This is a genomic window from Streptomyces sp. col6, from assembly GCF_008042035.1.
GTDB lineage: Bacteria > Actinomycetota > Actinomycetes > Streptomycetales > Streptomycetaceae > Streptomyces.
In genome coordinates, this window is record NZ_RDBL01000006.1 from 634,455 (window position 1) to 649,519 (window position 15,065).

Sequence of the window (15,065 nt, forward strand, 5' to 3'; positions counted from 1 at the left end):
CGGCGCCTAGCGGATGTTCGGGTCGAAGGTGAAGATCACCAGCGTGCCCAGCAGGACGGTGAACACCGTGGCGGTGTACAGCAGCATCTTCAGCCAGAAGCGGGTGTTGTCCCGTTCGGCGTAGTCGTTGATGACCGTACGCAGACCGTTGGCGCCGTGCAGCATGGCGAGCCACAGCATCGCCAGGTCCCAGACCTGCCAGAACGGCGAGGCCCAGCGGCCGGCCACGAAGGCGAAGCCGATCTTGGAGACGCCGCCGTCCAGCACCAGCTGGATCAGCAGGTGCCCGATGACCAGGACGACCAGGACGATGCCCGACAGGCGCATGAAGAGCCAGGCGTACATCTCGAAGTTGGTGCGCGAGCCCTTGGGGGTCTTGCCGGTCCGCTTGCGCGGCGGCTCGATGACGGGGGCCGGGTTGTCGACGTCGTACAGGCTCACGCCTTCGACTGCGCCGATCGCGGAAGTCTCGGTGGACATGGGCCTCAGCTCCCGAAGAGTTCGCGTACGGCGTGGCCGAGGACGGGGTACAGGGCCCCGACCATGAGCACGATCCAGATGCCGAGCACGCCCCAGAGCATCTGCTTCTGAACGCGCGGGCCCTTGGCCCAGAAGTCGACGGCGACGATGCGCAGGCCGTTCAGCGCGTGGAAGAGAATCGCGGCCACCAGGCCGTATTCGAGGAGCGCGACGATCGGCGTCTTGTACGTGGACACGACGTCGTCGTAGGCCTCCGGGGAGACGCGGACGAGGGCGGTGTCCAGGACATGCACGAACAGGAAGAAGAAAATGAGGACACCGGTGACTCGATGAGCCACCCAGGACCACATGCCTTCCCGGCCGCGGTACAGCGTTCCAGCCGGCACGGAAGAACCCTCCGGGAGCGGGGATTGGGGTCGGCCGGCTTGACTGTCGGTCTGACCCGGCCGGGTACGGTCCACCGGCCCCGGCCATCGTAGCGACGGATTGTCGGTTCGATCGCGCGGGGGCCTCTGGTGTGATCAAAGTGGCAACGAAACAGGCACGGACGGGCTATGGACAGGCCCCCGACGCCCTGCTCACCCGCCTGCGGCCGGGGATTCCGGGCCGCGCCGCCCGCCGCCCACCCGTTACCGACTCGATACCAGCGCGGCCAGGCGGCCCCGGGCGAGTCGCCGCATCTCGTCCGCCGTGACCGCCCGCTCCCGCTCCTCCTCGTGCGCCAGCCGGGCCCGGATGCCGGCCAGGACCTGGTCGGGGTGTTCGGCGGGCGGATAGCCGTCCAGGCAGATCACGAAGACATGGCCGAACTTGCGTTCGTACTCGGCGTGTGCGGCGGCCAGCGCGAGATGGGCGGAGCGCGGCGCGTCCGGCCGCAGCCCCGGGGAGGCCTCGACGGCCAGCGCCTCCGCGTGGTCGGTGGGGGAGAGGTCGTAGACCGCCTCGTCGGCCGCGGCGAGCAGTGCCTCCACGTCCGGGTAGGGGCGGTGGGCGGCCAGCCGCTGCGCCCAGCCGTGGCTGCCGAAGCACTCCAGCAGCGCGGCCTCGGCCTCCGGGGCGGGCGCGGTGTTGAAACGGGGCAGGTCCCAGAGGTGCGCGGTGGGCCGGGCGGTGGCGCAGCCGCGGTTCTGCACGGGCACGGCGGTGCGCCGGGCGGGCCGGGGCGGCTGCTCGGGAAGGCCGGCGTGGGACTCGCTGGACCTGGACAGCGTGGACTCCTGTGATCAACGGCATCTGTGAACCTGGAGGGGGTGGGACCGACGGGACCAGGCGGATGCGGGGCGAAAGGAGAGACGAATGGGGCTCAACGCTAGCGATACGGGGAAACGGCCGGGCCAAGGATGCGCGAATTTCACCCGGACGGGAGAGTTTCCTGATGCCTGGAGAGCGGATGTGTGAGGAGAATGCCCGGTTACCTCCCTACATCCGCCCTGTTTTCTCGTGGTTCTGCTCCCTTTCCCCGAATTCCCCGAATTCCCCGAACCGGAGGTTTCTGACTGATGGCACCTTCACGCGGCGCCCTCCTGGCCGTGGCGGCGGCGGCCGCGGCGAGCGTGGCCCTCGTCGGCTGCGGCGGCTCCGGAACCGAACACGGCAACGGCCCCGAGACGTCCCGCGCGGCGTCGTCCCCGTCCCCCAAGCCCTCGCCGACCCGGAGCTACCCGCTCTCCAAGACCCCCCGCACCATCCCGGCCGTACGGGAGCACACCCCCGCCCACGGGCCCGGCTGGAAGCCCGGCGAGGACAGCGGTGTCGTCGTCGCGAAGGGCAGCGGCAAGCTCGCCGACGAGGGGAAGCTGCTGGCCGGCGAGCTGAAGATCCACTACCGGGGCGAGGTGGCGGCCCGCGCCGGTGACGTCGAACTGGCCCTCACCCCGAAGGCGTCCGGCGGCCCGGAGTCGTACACGCTGCGCACCGCCGACGGGCGCGTCAGGATCAGCGGACCCGGCGAGGCGGGCGTCTTCTACGGCACGCGCACCCTGAAGCAGTCGGTGCGCGCCGACGGCTCCATGCCCGAGGGCGAGGTGCGCGACCGGCCCGACAAGCCGCAGCGCGGCCTCAACCTCGACATCGCGCGCAAGCACTACACCGCGTCCTGGATCGAGGACCGGATGCGCGAGATGGCCGACCTCAAGCTCAACCAGCTCGGCCTGCACTTCTCCGACGACCAGGCCTTCCGCATCGAGTCCGACACGCACCCCGAGGTGGTCTCGCCGGACCACCTGACCAAGGCTCAGGTGCGGCACATCCTCGCGCTGGCCGGCCGGCTGCACATCCAGGTCGTCCCGGAGATCGACTCGCCGGGCCACCTCGGCGCGGTCCTGCGTGCCCACCCCGACCTCCAGCTGCACAACGTCTCCGGCGTCGCCTCGACCGGGTCGCTGGACATCTCCAAGCCGGGCGCGGCCAAGCTGATCGACGAGCTGCTGGGCGAGTACGCGGAGCTGTTCGGCGGCACGTACTGGCATCTGGGCGGCGACGAGTACCGCGCGCTGATGGCGAGCAACCCGGCCGCCTCCTACCCGCAGCTCCAGCGCGCGGCGGTCGCGAAGTACGGCTCCGCGGCCGGCATCTCGGACCTCGCCACCGGCTGGCTCAACGACCGGGCGGACGTCGTCCGCAAGCACGGCAAGCAGCCGAAGGCGTGGAACGACGGCCAGTTCCGCGACACCGAGGTCCGCGCGGACAAGGACATCGAGGTCGAGTACTGGACGGGCAAGGAGTACGGGGCCCGGTCGCCGGAGGAGTACCTGCGCGAGGGCCGCAAGGTCCTCAACCTCAACGACGAGTTCATGTACTACGTACTCGGCCAGCCCAACGCCTTCGTCTACCCCACGGGCAAGCGGATCTACGAGCTGTGGACCCCGCTCGTTCTGCGCGGCACCACCCCGGTCCCGGCGCGCTACTCGGACCAGATCCTCGGCGGCCGGTTCGCCGTCTGGGGCGACTTCCCGAACGCCCAGACCGCCGCGCAGGTCGCCGACGGCATCCGGATGCCGCTGCGGGCGACGGCCCAGAAGCTGTGGGTCCCGGGCAAGCCGAAGCTGAGCTACGCGAAGTTCCAGTCGCTGGCGAAGGAGATCGACGCGGGCTGAGCCGCCCCGGGCCCCTGAGCAGGCCTCTGACCATGGACAACGCGGCCCCGGAGCACTACGGTCCGGGGGCCGCGTCGTCCTGGGGAGGGGACGCGCGCTTCTCGCGGCGACGTCCGAATCCTGGGGGGTTCCATTTCCATGCTCTGTTCACTCTGCGGTGCGAGACCGGCCAAAACCGCCGACGGGCGGTGCACCGTGTGCGCCCGCGTACGGTGGGCACGGGCCGGTGGCCTGATGCGGACACCGGCCCGGCTGGACGCCGTGCGCCCCGTGGTGGGCCTCGGCAGGGCGGCATGCGTCCTGCTCGGCGCGGCGGCCGTCGTGGACGTGCTGGCGATCACCGCCGGCGTCCGCAACCGCATGCTGCTCGCGGAGGGGCTGGACGACGGCTTCCTGGCGGTCGACGCGGAGACCTGGGACCGCGCCGACATGCTGTACCGGTCGGCCGGCATGCTCCAGGGACTCACCATCCTGGTGACCGCCGTCGTGTTCCTCGTGTGGCTGCGCCGGGTCCGGCTGAACGCGGACGCGTTCGACCCGCGCGCCCACTCGATGCGGCCGGGCTGGGCGATCGGTGCCTGGTTCGTGCCATTCGGCAACGTCTGGCTGCCCTACCGGGTGACGAGCGACATCTGGACCGCGAGCGCCCCGGCCGACACCCCCGGCGGCCGGTCCGCCGCCCCGCGCGGGCTGCTGAAAGCCTGGTGGGCGCTGCTGGTCGGGGCGGAGATCCTGTCCCGGTATGCCGCGGGCTTCTACGGCAAGGCCAAAACCGGGGGCGACATGGTCCGCGGCCTAGACATGCTCGCGGTCTGCGACGGGCTCGAAATCGTCGCGGCGGTCCTGGCGATCCTGGTCGTACGCAGGCTGACGGAGATGCAGACCCGTCGCGCGGCGACCGGCACGTTCCCCGTTGAGCGGCCGCCGCTCCGGGCGCACTGAGGCGGGCGCCGGGCGCACCGCCAGCGGTAATCGGCCAGCAGCAGTGACGCTTTTCGGCCATTCGGCGCTGAATGCGATAACAGGAAGCGCTGCGCCCGACTGTGTCCCGGCACGGGTCCGTACGGGAGGGCCGACAGGAGACGCCGATGAGCCTGCTCGAACTGATCGCCGCCGCCGACGAACGCGGGCTCGCCGCCGGTGCGGCCGCCTGCCTCGAACGCTGTCTGCCCCAGCCCGCCCCGGGCGACGACCCCGACCCGCTGCGCCCGCTCTGGGCGGGCTGCGCCGATCCCCGGCTCTGGCCCGCCCGGCTCGCCGAGGCCCGCGCCGCTCTGGACACCCTCGCGGACCCCGGCGAGCCGGTCCGGCGCGTCCGCGAACTGCTCGCCGCCGCCCCGGCCGACCGGGCCGGCGAGGAGGTGCGCGCCTGGGCCGACGCCTGCTCGGTGCTGGCCCTGGAGGTCCACCGCGGCCACGACGCGCCCCGGTCCGCGGCCCCGGACCCGGTGGCCCGCTGCCGCGCGGGCGACCTCTCGGGCGCCGGCCCCCTCCTTGCCGGTGAGACCGCACGGCAGACCCTGATCCTGGAGATGCTCGCGGCCATCGACGACACCGCCCCCGCCGGCGCGGGCCTGCGCCAGGTCCTCGACCTCTCGACGGAGGGCCAGCGCGTACTGCGCGCGGCGGCGGCCCGCCGGGCCCGGGTCCGGGGCTGAGCCGGCTACCGCCAGGCGTACGTCCGGTCGGTGACCGGGGGGAGCAGTACATCCGCGACCGGCCCGGTCAGCCCGCCGAGCGCCGGGCCGACCGGCGGGTAGAGGTGGAGCCCGGCCGCCTCCGCGAGGGTCACCCAGACCACCCGCGTGCGGTCCTCGGCGTCCAGTTCGGCCGCCGGGAGGGCCGCGCGCACCTCGCGGTCCACGGCCAGCAGATGGACGAGATGGAGCCGGCGGAACGTGCCGGGCCGGCCCGGCCGGGTCGTGACCTGGTCCTGCGCCCAGAGCAGCCGGGGCCGCTCGGGCAGGGCGTCCACGTCGACCCCGAGCTCCTCGCGCAACTCACGGGCGAGCCCCTCGGGCACCTGCTCGTCCGGGTGGAGAAGCCCGCCCGGCAACGAGTACTGGGCGCCGGCGTCGCGCTCGCGCCGGATGAGACAGATCTCGCCGCCTGCCGCGAGACCCCCCTCGACCAGGGCCACGCAGACGCGGATCGGGAGGGCGGGAACGTGCTGGGTCGTCGTCACGGAGTCATCCTCGTACGTGACCGCCGCCGCGTGGCGGGAAGTGACGAGGACGACCGGGGCCGCCACCCCCCACAGGAGAGGCCCCGGTCGTCTTCCGCGGGGCCGCAGGACGACCCCGTACTCATCTCAGCGCCGTGGGTGCGTTTTCTGTCACACCGGGGGCAGGCGATGGAATGTTGCGGGTTGTACAAGTCATGGACGCGGCGCACGCCGAGGACGTAGCGTGCTGAGTCGCGCAGGGTGGCGCGGCAGTGGTGACCAGCTGCGATACAGACAGCAGGGCAGGGTTGAGGGAGTGCTGGGGGACGACGCGGGGCTTACTGCCGCGGTGCTCGCGGCACAGCACGGGGACGAGGACGCCTTCCGTACTGTGTACCGCGCTGTGCAGCCGCGGCTGCTGGGCTACATAAGGACGCTGGTGGGGGAGCCGGACGCCGAGGACGTGGCGTCCGAGTCGTGGCTGCAGATAGCCCGGGACATCGACCGCTTCAGCGGGGACGCCGACCGCTTCCGGGGCTGGGCGGCGCGCATAGCCCGCAACCGGGCCCTGGACCATCTCCGGATGCGCGGCAGGCGCCCGGCCGTCGGCGGCGACGAGACGGAGCTGTCCGACAAGCCGGCCGTCTCCGACACGGCCGACGAGGCGATCGAGGCTCTGGCGACCGGCCGCACCATGTCGCTCATCGCCCAGCTGCCGCAGGACCAGGCCGAGGCCGTGGTGCTGCGCGTGGTCGTCGGGCTCGACGCGAAGAGCGCGGCGCAGACGCTCGGCAAGCGGCCCGGCGCGGTCCGCACCGCCGCCCACCGAGGACTGAAACGGCTCGCCGAACTGCTGCGGGCGGACAGCCCGGACGGCGGTCCTGGCGACCCGGCCACCCCGGCCCCCGCGGACGGCGGCCGGGCCGTCCCCGTCCCCGCGGACGGCGGTCCGGCCGGGCTCCCCGGCCCTGAAGCACCGGTTCCGCCCCGGCACCCGGCCGGTCCCGAAGCGCCGACGGCGTCCCTCCGGGAGAATGCTCCGGGTGCGCCGGGCCGGACCGGGGGACTCGGCGCCGTACCCGTACAACGCCCCCCACGCACCGGCCTGGTGGCTCCCGCCGGTGTGACGCATTCGCGTCTGTGGACGCAGAAGGACATGTGATGGCCGACGAGCAGTACGCATGGCTTGACAAGGAAGCGGCGGAGAAATTGCTCCGCGGCGAACCGGTCGACCCTGCCGAAGGCCGTCCCTGCCAGGACGCCGAGCGCCTGGCCGCCGCCCTCGACGCCGTCGCCCGCACCGCCCGCCCCGCCGCCGGCGAACTCCCCGGCGAGGCCGCCGCGCTCGCCGCCTTCCGCGCCGCCCCGCGCCGTGCCGCCGCGAAGGCGCCGGCCGCGCACGGCGACGACTACGGGACTGCGATGCTCGCCCCCGTCCACATAGGCAGGGCCGCCTCCGGCGCGAGAGGCGGGGCCGGGGGTCCGCGCGGCGACCGCCCGTTCCGCTGGAGCCGGCCCCTGCGCTTCGGCCTGGTCGCCTCCCTGGCGTGCTGCGCCATAGGAGGGGTGGCCGTGGCCGCCGGTTCCGGGGTGCTGCCCGGACCCTTCGGCCGGCACGCGCCCTCCCCGGCCACCTCCGTCTCGGCGGCCGCGTCCCCGGAGGAACTCGGCTCCGGCGTCCTCCCCGACGAGGAGACCTCCGCGCCCCCGCCGCCCGTGCGGCCGGGGCCGGTGCCGCCGTCGCCCTCGCCGCTCCGGCGACAGCGGCGGGGACTCGTCCACCTGGTACGCCAAGACCCTGAAGGCCTGCCGCGACTACCGCGAGGGCAAGCTCGACGACGACCGCCGCACCCGCCTCGAAGCCCTGGCCAAGGGCGCCCGCAACCTGGACCGGTTCTGCGACCGGCTGCTCGGCGGCGAGGACGGGAAGGGCGGGCAGGACGGCGAGAGCGACGGGGGAGACACACAGCCGGGCGGCGATTCCTCCGGCCGGCTCCCCGCGATCCGGTTCACCGAGGCGCCCGGCCCCTCGGCGGCGGCCCTCGCCCCGGACCCGGCGCCGTCGGATTCCGGCACGCCCGAGAACCCCCGGCCGACCGCCGGAGCGGCGGCGCGCTGAGCGTCCGTACCGGTCGGTGTGACGTTTTTCGGCCCGCCGACGCTGTACGGAATGAGCCGACTGGTCATCGGCAGCGCCCGGAGCCGGGGTTCCCCCCGTACCTGCGGCTCGGCGCACATGGCGCGGGCGGGACACGTTCCCCCGGTCCCGTCCGCGCCCCTCTCCTTCAGATCGATATGTCTACTTGTAGACGACGACCTTGTCCCCGGTGCGGACCTGGGCGAACAGGGTCGCGATCTTCCCCTCGTCCCGGACGTTCACGCAGCCGTGCGAGGCCCCGTTGTAGCCGCGGGCCGCGAAGTCCGACGAGTAGTGCACCGCCTGGCCGCCGCTGAAGAACATCGCGTACGGCATGGCCGTGTGGTAGATCGACGACACGTGGTGGCGCGACTTCCAGTAGACGGAGAACGTGCCCTCGCGGGTCGGCGTGTACTCCGAGCCGAACCGTACGTCCATCGACGAGACGACCTTGCCGTCGATCATCCAGGACAGGGTGCGGCTGTTCTTGCTGATGCAGAGCACCCGCCCCGTCAGACACCGCTTGTCCGGCTTCGCCACCGGCCGGGTGGTCGGCGGGTTCAGCTCGGCGGCCGTGGGCTCGCGCGTCATGCCGAGCAGCTTCTGCCAGGTGACGGTGTCCGTCTTCCCGGTGCGCGACAGGCCGCGCTTGCCCTGGAACGACTGCACGGCGGCGACCGTGACGGTCCCGTAGTAGCCGGTGGGGGTGCGGTTGAAGTGCCCGATCTGCCGCAGCCGGGCCTGCAGCTCCCGCACCTGCTTGCCCTGCGCCCCGCTCGCCATCAGGACCTTGCCCTGCGGATCGGCCGTGGGCGTGGTGCGGCTCGCGCTCGGCTTCGGCTTGGGCGACGCCTTCGCCGGCGCGCTTGCGGACGGGCTCGCGGAGGCGCCGCCCGGCTTCGCGTCGTCGGTGGGGGAGCCGCTGTTCACCGGTACGGAGGGGGCGGCCGACGCGCCGGACGCGGGCTGCTCCTTGCACCCGGCGGTCACGGCGGCCATCGCCACCACGGCCACGGCGGCAGCCCCTCGGAGTGCGTAACCGCGCCCGGTCCCGCGTGTGCGTATCATCCCAGCCCCCTGCGTCCTCGGCCCCGGTGTCGACGACGGCCCGTGCGGCCGCGTATCTCATGGGACGGGTTCCCGCTTTACCCGGTTGCCGAATCCCGCGGATGTGAGAAAACCGTGACCACTGAGGCGTTCCGAGGGGGAGTGACGCGGAGGAGGGGGCGGCGAAGCCTTCCGGAACCCCCGCCTCCGGAGTGTCGTACCCGCGTGCGACACTCCGTTTCATGCTGGGTGTCACCGATCTTCCGACCTATCTCGCCGGCCTCGTGCTGATCGTTCTGCTGCCGGGGCCCAATTCGCTGTACGTGCTGTCCGTCGCCGCGCGGCGCGGGGTGCGGACCGGGTATGTGGCCGCCGCCGGGGTGTGGACCGGGGACACCGTGCTGATGACGCTGTCGGCGCTCGGTGCCTCGTCGCTGCTGCAGACGACGCCGGTGCTGTTCGCGATCGTCAAGTACGCGGGCGCGGGCTATCTGACCTGGATGGCCATCGGGATGCTGCGCGCGGCTGTGTCGATGTGGCGCGAGCGGCACCGGCGGGTCGCCGAGATCACGGACGAGGCACAGACTCCGGGCACCATGGAGCGGCCGTACCGGCGGGCGCTGGTGGTCAGCCTGTTCAACCCGAAGGCGATCCTCTTCCTGATCTCGTTCTTCGTGCAGTTCGTGGATCCCGGGTACGCCTACCCGGCGCTGTCCTTCCTGGTCCTGGGCACCCTGCTCCAGATCGCCAGCTTCCTGTACCTGTCGGCGCTGATCTTCGGCGGCACCCGGCTCTCCGCCGCCTTCCGCAGGCGCCGGCGGCTCTCGGCGGGTGCCACGTCGGCGGCCGGGGTGCTGTTCCTGGGCTTCGCCGCGAAGCTGTCGTTCAGCAGCGTCTGAGCGCGCGGCGTCCGGGCGCTCAGACCTCCTCGATGGTCTCCTCGACGCCGAGGCCCAGCGGGGCGAGGTACGCGGCGAGGCCGGACGCGTCCCGGCCCGCCCAGCCGATGTAGCCGTCGGGCCGGACCAGGAACAGCCCCGCGCCGTACGGCTCGTAGGCGCCGTCCAGCCGGTGCGTCCGCAGTGCCGGGCCGGCCGGCCGCGGCAGCTCCGCGTCGGTGCCCACCGCCAGCAGCGTGAAGTGCGGACCCCGGAAGACGTCGAACAGGCGCCGGTCGCCGGCGGGCCCGTCGGGTGCGCGGTCACCGGCCTCCAGCGCGCCGGCCCGGCCCGCCGACAGCGGGCCCTCGCGGTAGCCGAGGCCCAGCTGCTGGGTCGCCGCGCCGCGCTCCTGCTGGCCCCGGTGGATACGGGTGGACAGGCCGAGCATGTCGGCGGCGACCGGGCGGCGCTCCTGCTCGTACGTGTCCAGCAGCGCGGCGGGCGCCCCGTGGCGCAGCACCTGGCCGAGCTTCCAGCCGAGGTTGTACGCGTCCTGGACGCTGGTGTTGAGCCCCTGCCCGCCGGCGGGGGAGTGGACGTGCGCGGCGTCCCCGGCCAGGAAGACCCGGCCCTCGCGGAACCGGTCGGCCAGGGCGGCGCGCGGCCGGAAGTCCGAGGACCAGCGCACCTCGGTGACGTCCGCCGCGTCCAGGTGCGTCCGGGCGGCGACCACCGCGCGCACCCCGTCCGCCGAGGTGTCGGGTTCGCCGTCCTTGTACTGGGCGACCAGCTGGAAGTCCTCGGTGCCGGGCAGCGGGCAGAGCGCGATGTACCCCGCGTCGGTGTCCATCATGTGCCAGTTGAGCCGGTCGAGGGCGTGCGGCGCGATCCGTACGTCGGCCACCAGCACCGGGGCCGGGTCCACCGTCTCCCCGGTCATCGCGATGCCCAGCTCCCGGCGCACGGTGGACCGGCCGCCGTCGGCCGCGACCAGGTAGGAGGCGCGGACCGTGCCGGTGCCCAGCCGTGCGGTGACCCCGTCGGCGTCCTGGGCGAGGCCGGTCAGCGCGGTCGAGAACGCGACATCGCCGCCCAGTTCGCGCAGCCGGGCCAGCAGGATCTCCTGGGTGCGCCACTGCGGCATCAGCCACGGCTCCCCGTACGGCTCGGCGTCGGTCGGCTCCGCGACCCGGAACATCCGGTGCTCGCCCATCCGCTCGCCGTTCTGCCAGGCCATCCCGACCGGCGCCGGGCCCCCGTGCGCGCGGACCGCGTCGCCGACCCCGAGGTCGTCCAGGACCTCCCGGGTGCGGGGCTGGATGCCCTTGCCGCGTGAGCCGGGGAAGAGCCCCGGCTCACGCTCCACCACGAGGGCGCGTACGCCCCGGCGGGCCAGGTCGCAGGCGAGGGCGAGGCCGCAGGGGCCGGCACCGACGATGAGGACGTCTGTTTCCTTAACGCTGTTAAGTTTCATGGAAGGAGTCTGACTTTAACGCTGTTAAGTTGTCAAGGGCGGCTGTTAACTTGGCACCGTGGGTACGACGAAGATCGACCGGTCGCGAGTGGCCGACACGGCCTTGAGGCTGCTGAACGAGGTGGGCCTCGACGGCCTCAGCCTGCGCGCCATCGCCAAGGAGCTGGACGTGAAGGCGCCCGCGCTCTACTGGCATTTCAAGGACAAGCAGGAGCTGCTCGACGAGATGGCCACGGTCATGTACCGGCGGACGCTCGCCGAGGACCTGCCCGCCGCGTTCCCGGCGGGCTGGCAGGAACAGCTCATCGCCTACAACAGCGGGCTGCGCCGGATGCTGCTGCGCTACCGCGACGGGGCGAAGGTCTACGGCGGTGCCCGGTTCACCGGCACCGATCACGCCGACGGGCTCGAAACCCATCTGCGGACCATGGTCGACGCCGGCTTCGAGCTCTGGCAGGCGGTACGCGCGGGCACCACCGCGTACTCCTACACGATGGGGTTCGTCAGCGAGGAGCAGGGCGTCCACCCGATCCCCGGCGAGCAGGAGCGCGAGGGCTTCGACGTGGAGGAGCGCGCGCGGCGGCTGGCCCGCTACCCGCTGGCCGCCGCGGCGGGCGAGGAGATCTTCGCCCGCTACGACGAACGGTTCGAGGACGGGCTGCGCCTGATCGTCGCGGGGATCGAGGCGCGGTACGGGGGACGCTGACGCCCCCGGGCGTCCGGAGGCGGCGCCGCGCGCGCCCCGTTCCGGGGCGCTCCGCGCCGAGGCCGCGCGCCCGTCACCCCCGCCCCCGCCACCGGTTCCGGATCAGCGGCGTCAGCGCCACCGCGAGCAGGCCCGCCAGGGCCGCCGCGCCCGTCGCCGTCCCCGCGCGCAGGCCCGGGGGCCGGAACGCGCAGTCCACCGTCGTCCGGCCCTCCGTCAGCGGGGTCGCGACCAGGCCCAGGTACGAGCCGGCCGGGCGGCCGTCGCAGCTCCAGCCCGCGATGCGGGGCGCCGCCAGCACTGCGGTCCCCCGGGTCCCCGCCGGGAGTTCCGCGCGCACCCCGCTGCCGGAGACCGTCACCCGCGTCGCCCCCGTCCGCTTCAGCCCCGCCACCGCCGAGGCCAGCCTCTCCGGGGCCAGGCAGCCGACGGAGTCGTGCGGGACGGTGCCGGGCCGCTCCGCCCGCAGGGCCACCGTGATCAGGCCCGATCCCGGACCGAGCGACAGGACGCCCGCGCGCCGGGCCGGCAGGTCGCCCCGGACGTCCTGGGCCTCGCCGGCCGTGCCCAGCCGCGCGGTGCCGAACAGGTCGGGGGCCCACAGGAACACCCGGCTGCCCGCCGGACAGCTCGCGCTCAGCGTGTACGCGCCGGGCCCCACCTCGTACGCCGTCGCGTTCCGGCCGGCGGCGGGTGTGCCGTCGGCGGAGCGCAGGGAGGTCACCGGCAGCGTGTAGACCCGGGCTCCCAGCAGCTTCTCCTGATTACGGAACGGCGAGCGCTCCCAGCCGGAGGCCGCGGCGCCCGGCGGACGCACGGTCACCAGCGGCGGCACGTCCTGCCGGGTCACGGTCACCGGGCGGGCGTCCGGGCGGTTCCAGACCTGGTGCGGGTCGCGCGGCATGTGCACGCGGGCGCCGACCGAGAACACCGCGTCGGTCACCGGGTTGTCCAGGCTCTGCAGGGCGCGCCCGCGCGAGGTCCAGCCCGCGCCGAGCGCGAGGAAGGTGCGGGTGGTCACGTCCGGCGTGTGGCTGCTGTAGTACGCCCCGCCCTGGCCGCCGACCGTCAACGGGTCGTTGGCGGTGGACTGTTCGAGGCCCGGATCGGTGCGGTAGCGCGGCCAGCCGTCGGCTCGGGCGACCGCGTCGGCCTGCAGGTCCTGGCGCTCGCCCCAGGGCGCGTAGTCGTCGAGCTGCTTGAGCCGCTGCCGGTCGGCGTACGCGGTCGTCGCGGCGGCCTGCCCGGCCTGCGCCCCGGCCAGCAGCACCACCGCGAGCACCGCGAACCGGCCCCCGCGTACCAGCGCGAGCGCGCAGAGCGCCGCCAGCAGGCCCGCCGCGAACAGCGGATACGTCCAGCGGGTGACAAGGTCGCTGGACACGGCGCCCGCCGCAATCAGGACCAGGACCCCGGCCCCGCCCAGCAGCGCCCGCCTGTCCGGCCAGCCGCGCGCCACGGCGGTCCAGGCGGCGATCACCACCAGACCCGAGAGCACGAACGTCTGGCGGAACGGGCTGCCGTTCGGCGTCGCGAAGGCGTGCCACAGCAGATGCGTGGGCCCCCACTGCAACGACAGCGCGACGAGGGCCACCAGCCCCGGCCACACCCACCGTTCGGCGCGCGGCACCCCCCGGTGGAAGGCGAGCGCGCAGGCCAGCAGCAGCGATCCGGTGCCGAGGAAGAGCGCCGGACTGAAGAAGCCGTAGGTGGCCGGCAGCAGCCGGGCGGCGGCGTCCGGCCAGGCGGCCGGGGCGAACTGCCGGGTCCAGCCCGGATAGGCGTGCCGGGTGCCGAGGAAGACCGGCAGCAGCACCGGGGCGGCGAGCCCGATGCCCAGCAGGACCGTGCGCACCGCGCGCGCCAGCCCGCGCAGCCGCTCGCGCGCCGTGCCGTCCTCCAGCAGCAGCCGGACCGCCAGCACCAGCGCCGCGCCGAGCGTCGCCATGTACGCGGTGTAGAAGTTCGACACCCAGGCGAGCGTCACCAGGAGCGTGCCGAGCACCGGCCGGCGCCCGGTCCTGGCCCACTCACCCGCCAGGCACAGCAACGGGAAGGCGATCAGTCCGTCCAGCCACATCGGGTTGTACACGGCCTCGATCACCGACCAGCCGCACAGCGCGTACGAGGCACCCAGCACCAGGGCCGCCCCTTCCCGGCCGCGCCCCCTGCGCAACGCGGTGAGCAGCCAGGTCATGGCGGCAGCCGCCGCGCCCGTCTTCACCAGCGTGACCACGTAGACCGCCAGATCGACGCGGTCGCGCGGGAACACACCGACCAGCAGCGCGAACGGACCGGTGAGATACGTACCGAGGTCCGGCAGGAAGCTCGCCCCGTACCCGGACTGCCAGTTCAGCAGCAGCCCGCCGTCCGCCCGGCCGTGCAGCAGGTCCCACAGGTGCGTGTGGAACGGGACGAACTGATTGCCCAGGTCGTTCACGGCGCGGGTGCGGGGGCCGAACGGAAAGCCGCCCGCCGCCGCGTCGCCGGCGCAGACGGTCACGACGGCGAGCAGGGCGGCCAGAGCGGCGCTCCGGCCGCGCGGCGAACGGAGTAGCGACGGAGTCCTCATGATGCGTCGAATATGTCATCGAACATCGTGAAATCACGCGGCCACCAGGGCGGTTCATCCGATGGCCCGCAGGCGTTCATCCGGCCGCCCGAGGACCGTCATCACGCGTGGCGGCCGGGCCGGAACGCAGTTTCCCGCGCCGACAGGGCGAGTTCATCCGGCGGCCGTCCAGGTTTCCTAACGTGCCCCGCAACCCCCGGCGGCCGATGAGCATCGGTCCCCTCCGCAGCCCCCGACCCCCCACGGGCACCAGACGCTTTGGAGCGCCATGACGAAAGCCCGCACCCGTTGGCCACGACAGCGCGAGGCAGAGCAGCCGATACCCGCCGGCGACCCCGCCCCCTCCCGTGCGACGGTCAGCCCGACGGACCTGGAGACCTGTCTGCGGGCCTGCGCCGCGCACAGCGGGAAGCTCGTCGCCGGCCTCGACCGGCGCCGCAACGCGCTCGCCGAGGCGCTGCGGCACCTGCTGGCCACCCACGCCGCCATGGAGCAGACAGCCCCCGGCC

General features: G+C 73.6%; 13 protein-coding genes and 1 pseudogene. 7 read left to right on the forward strand and 7 right to left on the reverse strand.

Features of this window, described 5'->3' with window-relative positions; translation table 11 throughout:
* Window positions 1-6: 6 nt before the first annotated feature.
* The 3 genes from EAO73_RS06985 to EAO73_RS06995 form a co-directional block, all read right to left on the reverse strand.
* Complete coding sequence (locus EAO73_RS06985; protein WP_073964328.1) at window positions 7-480, reverse strand: succinate dehydrogenase hydrophobic membrane anchor subunit; 474 nt, start codon at window positions 478-480, stop codon at window positions 7-9.
* 5 nt (window positions 481-485) lie between these two features.
* A complete protein-coding gene (sdhC, locus tag EAO73_RS06990; protein ID WP_147970548.1) occupies window positions 486-866 on the reverse strand; it encodes a succinate dehydrogenase, cytochrome b556 subunit in 381 nt (126 codons plus the stop codon).
* 243 nt (window positions 867-1,109) lie between these two features.
* Window positions 1,110-1,619: a 2-oxo-4-hydroxy-4-carboxy-5-ureidoimidazoline decarboxylase gene (locus EAO73_RS06995; protein WP_147970549.1), complete on the reverse strand. Its 510-nt coding sequence runs from the start codon at window positions 1,617-1,619 to the stop codon at window positions 1,110-1,112.
* A gap of 360 nt (window positions 1,620-1,979) precedes the next feature.
* Between EAO73_RS06995 and EAO73_RS07000 the strand changes: the two genes are divergently transcribed.
* From EAO73_RS07000 to EAO73_RS07010, 3 genes are all read left to right on the forward strand, one after another.
* Window positions 1,980-3,575, forward strand: coding sequence for a beta-N-acetylhexosaminidase (locus EAO73_RS07000; protein ID WP_147970550.1), 1,596 nt, complete (start codon window positions 1,980-1,982; stop codon window positions 3,573-3,575).
* Between the two features lie 234 nt (window positions 3,576-3,809).
* A complete protein-coding gene (locus EAO73_RS07005) occupies window positions 3,810-4,517 on the forward strand; it encodes a DUF4328 domain-containing protein (protein ID WP_147970551.1) in 708 nt (235 codons plus the stop codon).
* Window positions 4,518-4,663: 146 nt separating this feature from the next.
* On the forward strand, window positions 4,664-5,233 hold the full coding sequence (locus EAO73_RS07010) for a hypothetical protein (protein ID WP_147970552.1): 570 nt from the start codon (window positions 4,664-4,666) through the stop codon (window positions 5,231-5,233).
* A 5-nt stretch (window positions 5,234-5,238) separates the two neighbouring features.
* On the opposite strand, the gene EAO73_RS07015 is transcribed toward EAO73_RS07010, so the two are convergent.
* The gene (locus EAO73_RS07015) at window positions 5,239-5,760 is read right to left on the reverse strand and encodes an NUDIX hydrolase (RefSeq protein WP_224756196.1); all 522 of its coding nucleotides are present in this window, start codon (window positions 5,758-5,760) and stop codon (window positions 5,239-5,241) included.
* Window positions 5,761-6,055: 295 nt separating this feature from the next.
* On the opposite strand from EAO73_RS07015, the gene EAO73_RS07020 reads away from it, so the two are divergent.
* Entirely contained in the window at window positions 6,056-6,901 is an 846-nt protein-coding gene (locus tag EAO73_RS07020) for an RNA polymerase sigma factor (RefSeq protein ID WP_147970554.1), read from the forward strand.
* A 1,137-nt stretch (window positions 6,902-8,038) separates the two neighbouring features.
* On the opposite strand, the gene EAO73_RS07030 is transcribed toward EAO73_RS07020, so the two are convergent.
* Window positions 8,039-8,944, reverse strand: a complete 906-nt coding sequence (locus tag EAO73_RS07030) for a L,D-transpeptidase family protein (RefSeq protein ID WP_147970555.1) — start codon at window positions 8,942-8,944, stop codon at window positions 8,039-8,041.
* A 221-nt stretch (window positions 8,945-9,165) separates the two neighbouring features.
* Between EAO73_RS07030 and leuE the strand changes: the two genes are divergently transcribed.
* Window positions 9,166-9,822 (forward strand): leucine efflux protein LeuE, encoded by a 657-nt coding sequence (leuE, locus tag EAO73_RS07035; protein WP_147970556.1) that lies wholly within the window; start codon window positions 9,166-9,168, stop codon window positions 9,820-9,822.
* Between the two features lie 19 nt (window positions 9,823-9,841).
* Here leuE and EAO73_RS07040 read toward each other — a convergent pair whose 3' ends face one another.
* Window positions 9,842-11,278 (reverse strand): FAD-dependent monooxygenase, encoded by a 1,437-nt coding sequence (locus EAO73_RS07040; protein ID WP_147970557.1) that lies wholly within the window; start codon window positions 11,276-11,278, stop codon window positions 9,842-9,844.
* A gap of 58 nt (window positions 11,279-11,336) precedes the next feature.
* Between EAO73_RS07040 and EAO73_RS07045 the strand changes: the two genes are divergently transcribed.
* The gene (locus EAO73_RS07045; protein WP_147970558.1) at window positions 11,337-11,984 is read left to right on the forward strand and encodes a TetR/AcrR family transcriptional regulator C-terminal domain-containing protein; all 648 of its coding nucleotides are present in this window, start codon (window positions 11,337-11,339) and stop codon (window positions 11,982-11,984) included.
* A 73-nt stretch (window positions 11,985-12,057) separates the two neighbouring features.
* Here EAO73_RS07045 and EAO73_RS07050 read toward each other — a convergent pair whose 3' ends face one another.
* Window positions 12,058-14,556, reverse strand: a complete 2,499-nt coding sequence (locus EAO73_RS07050) for a YfhO family protein (protein ID WP_147970559.1) — start codon at window positions 14,554-14,556, stop codon at window positions 12,058-12,060.
* Between the two features lie 268 nt (window positions 14,557-14,824).
* Between EAO73_RS07050 and EAO73_RS07055 the strand changes: the two are divergent.
* A pseudogene (locus EAO73_RS07055) lies at window positions 14,825-15,065 on the forward strand (hypothetical protein); the annotation flags it as partial.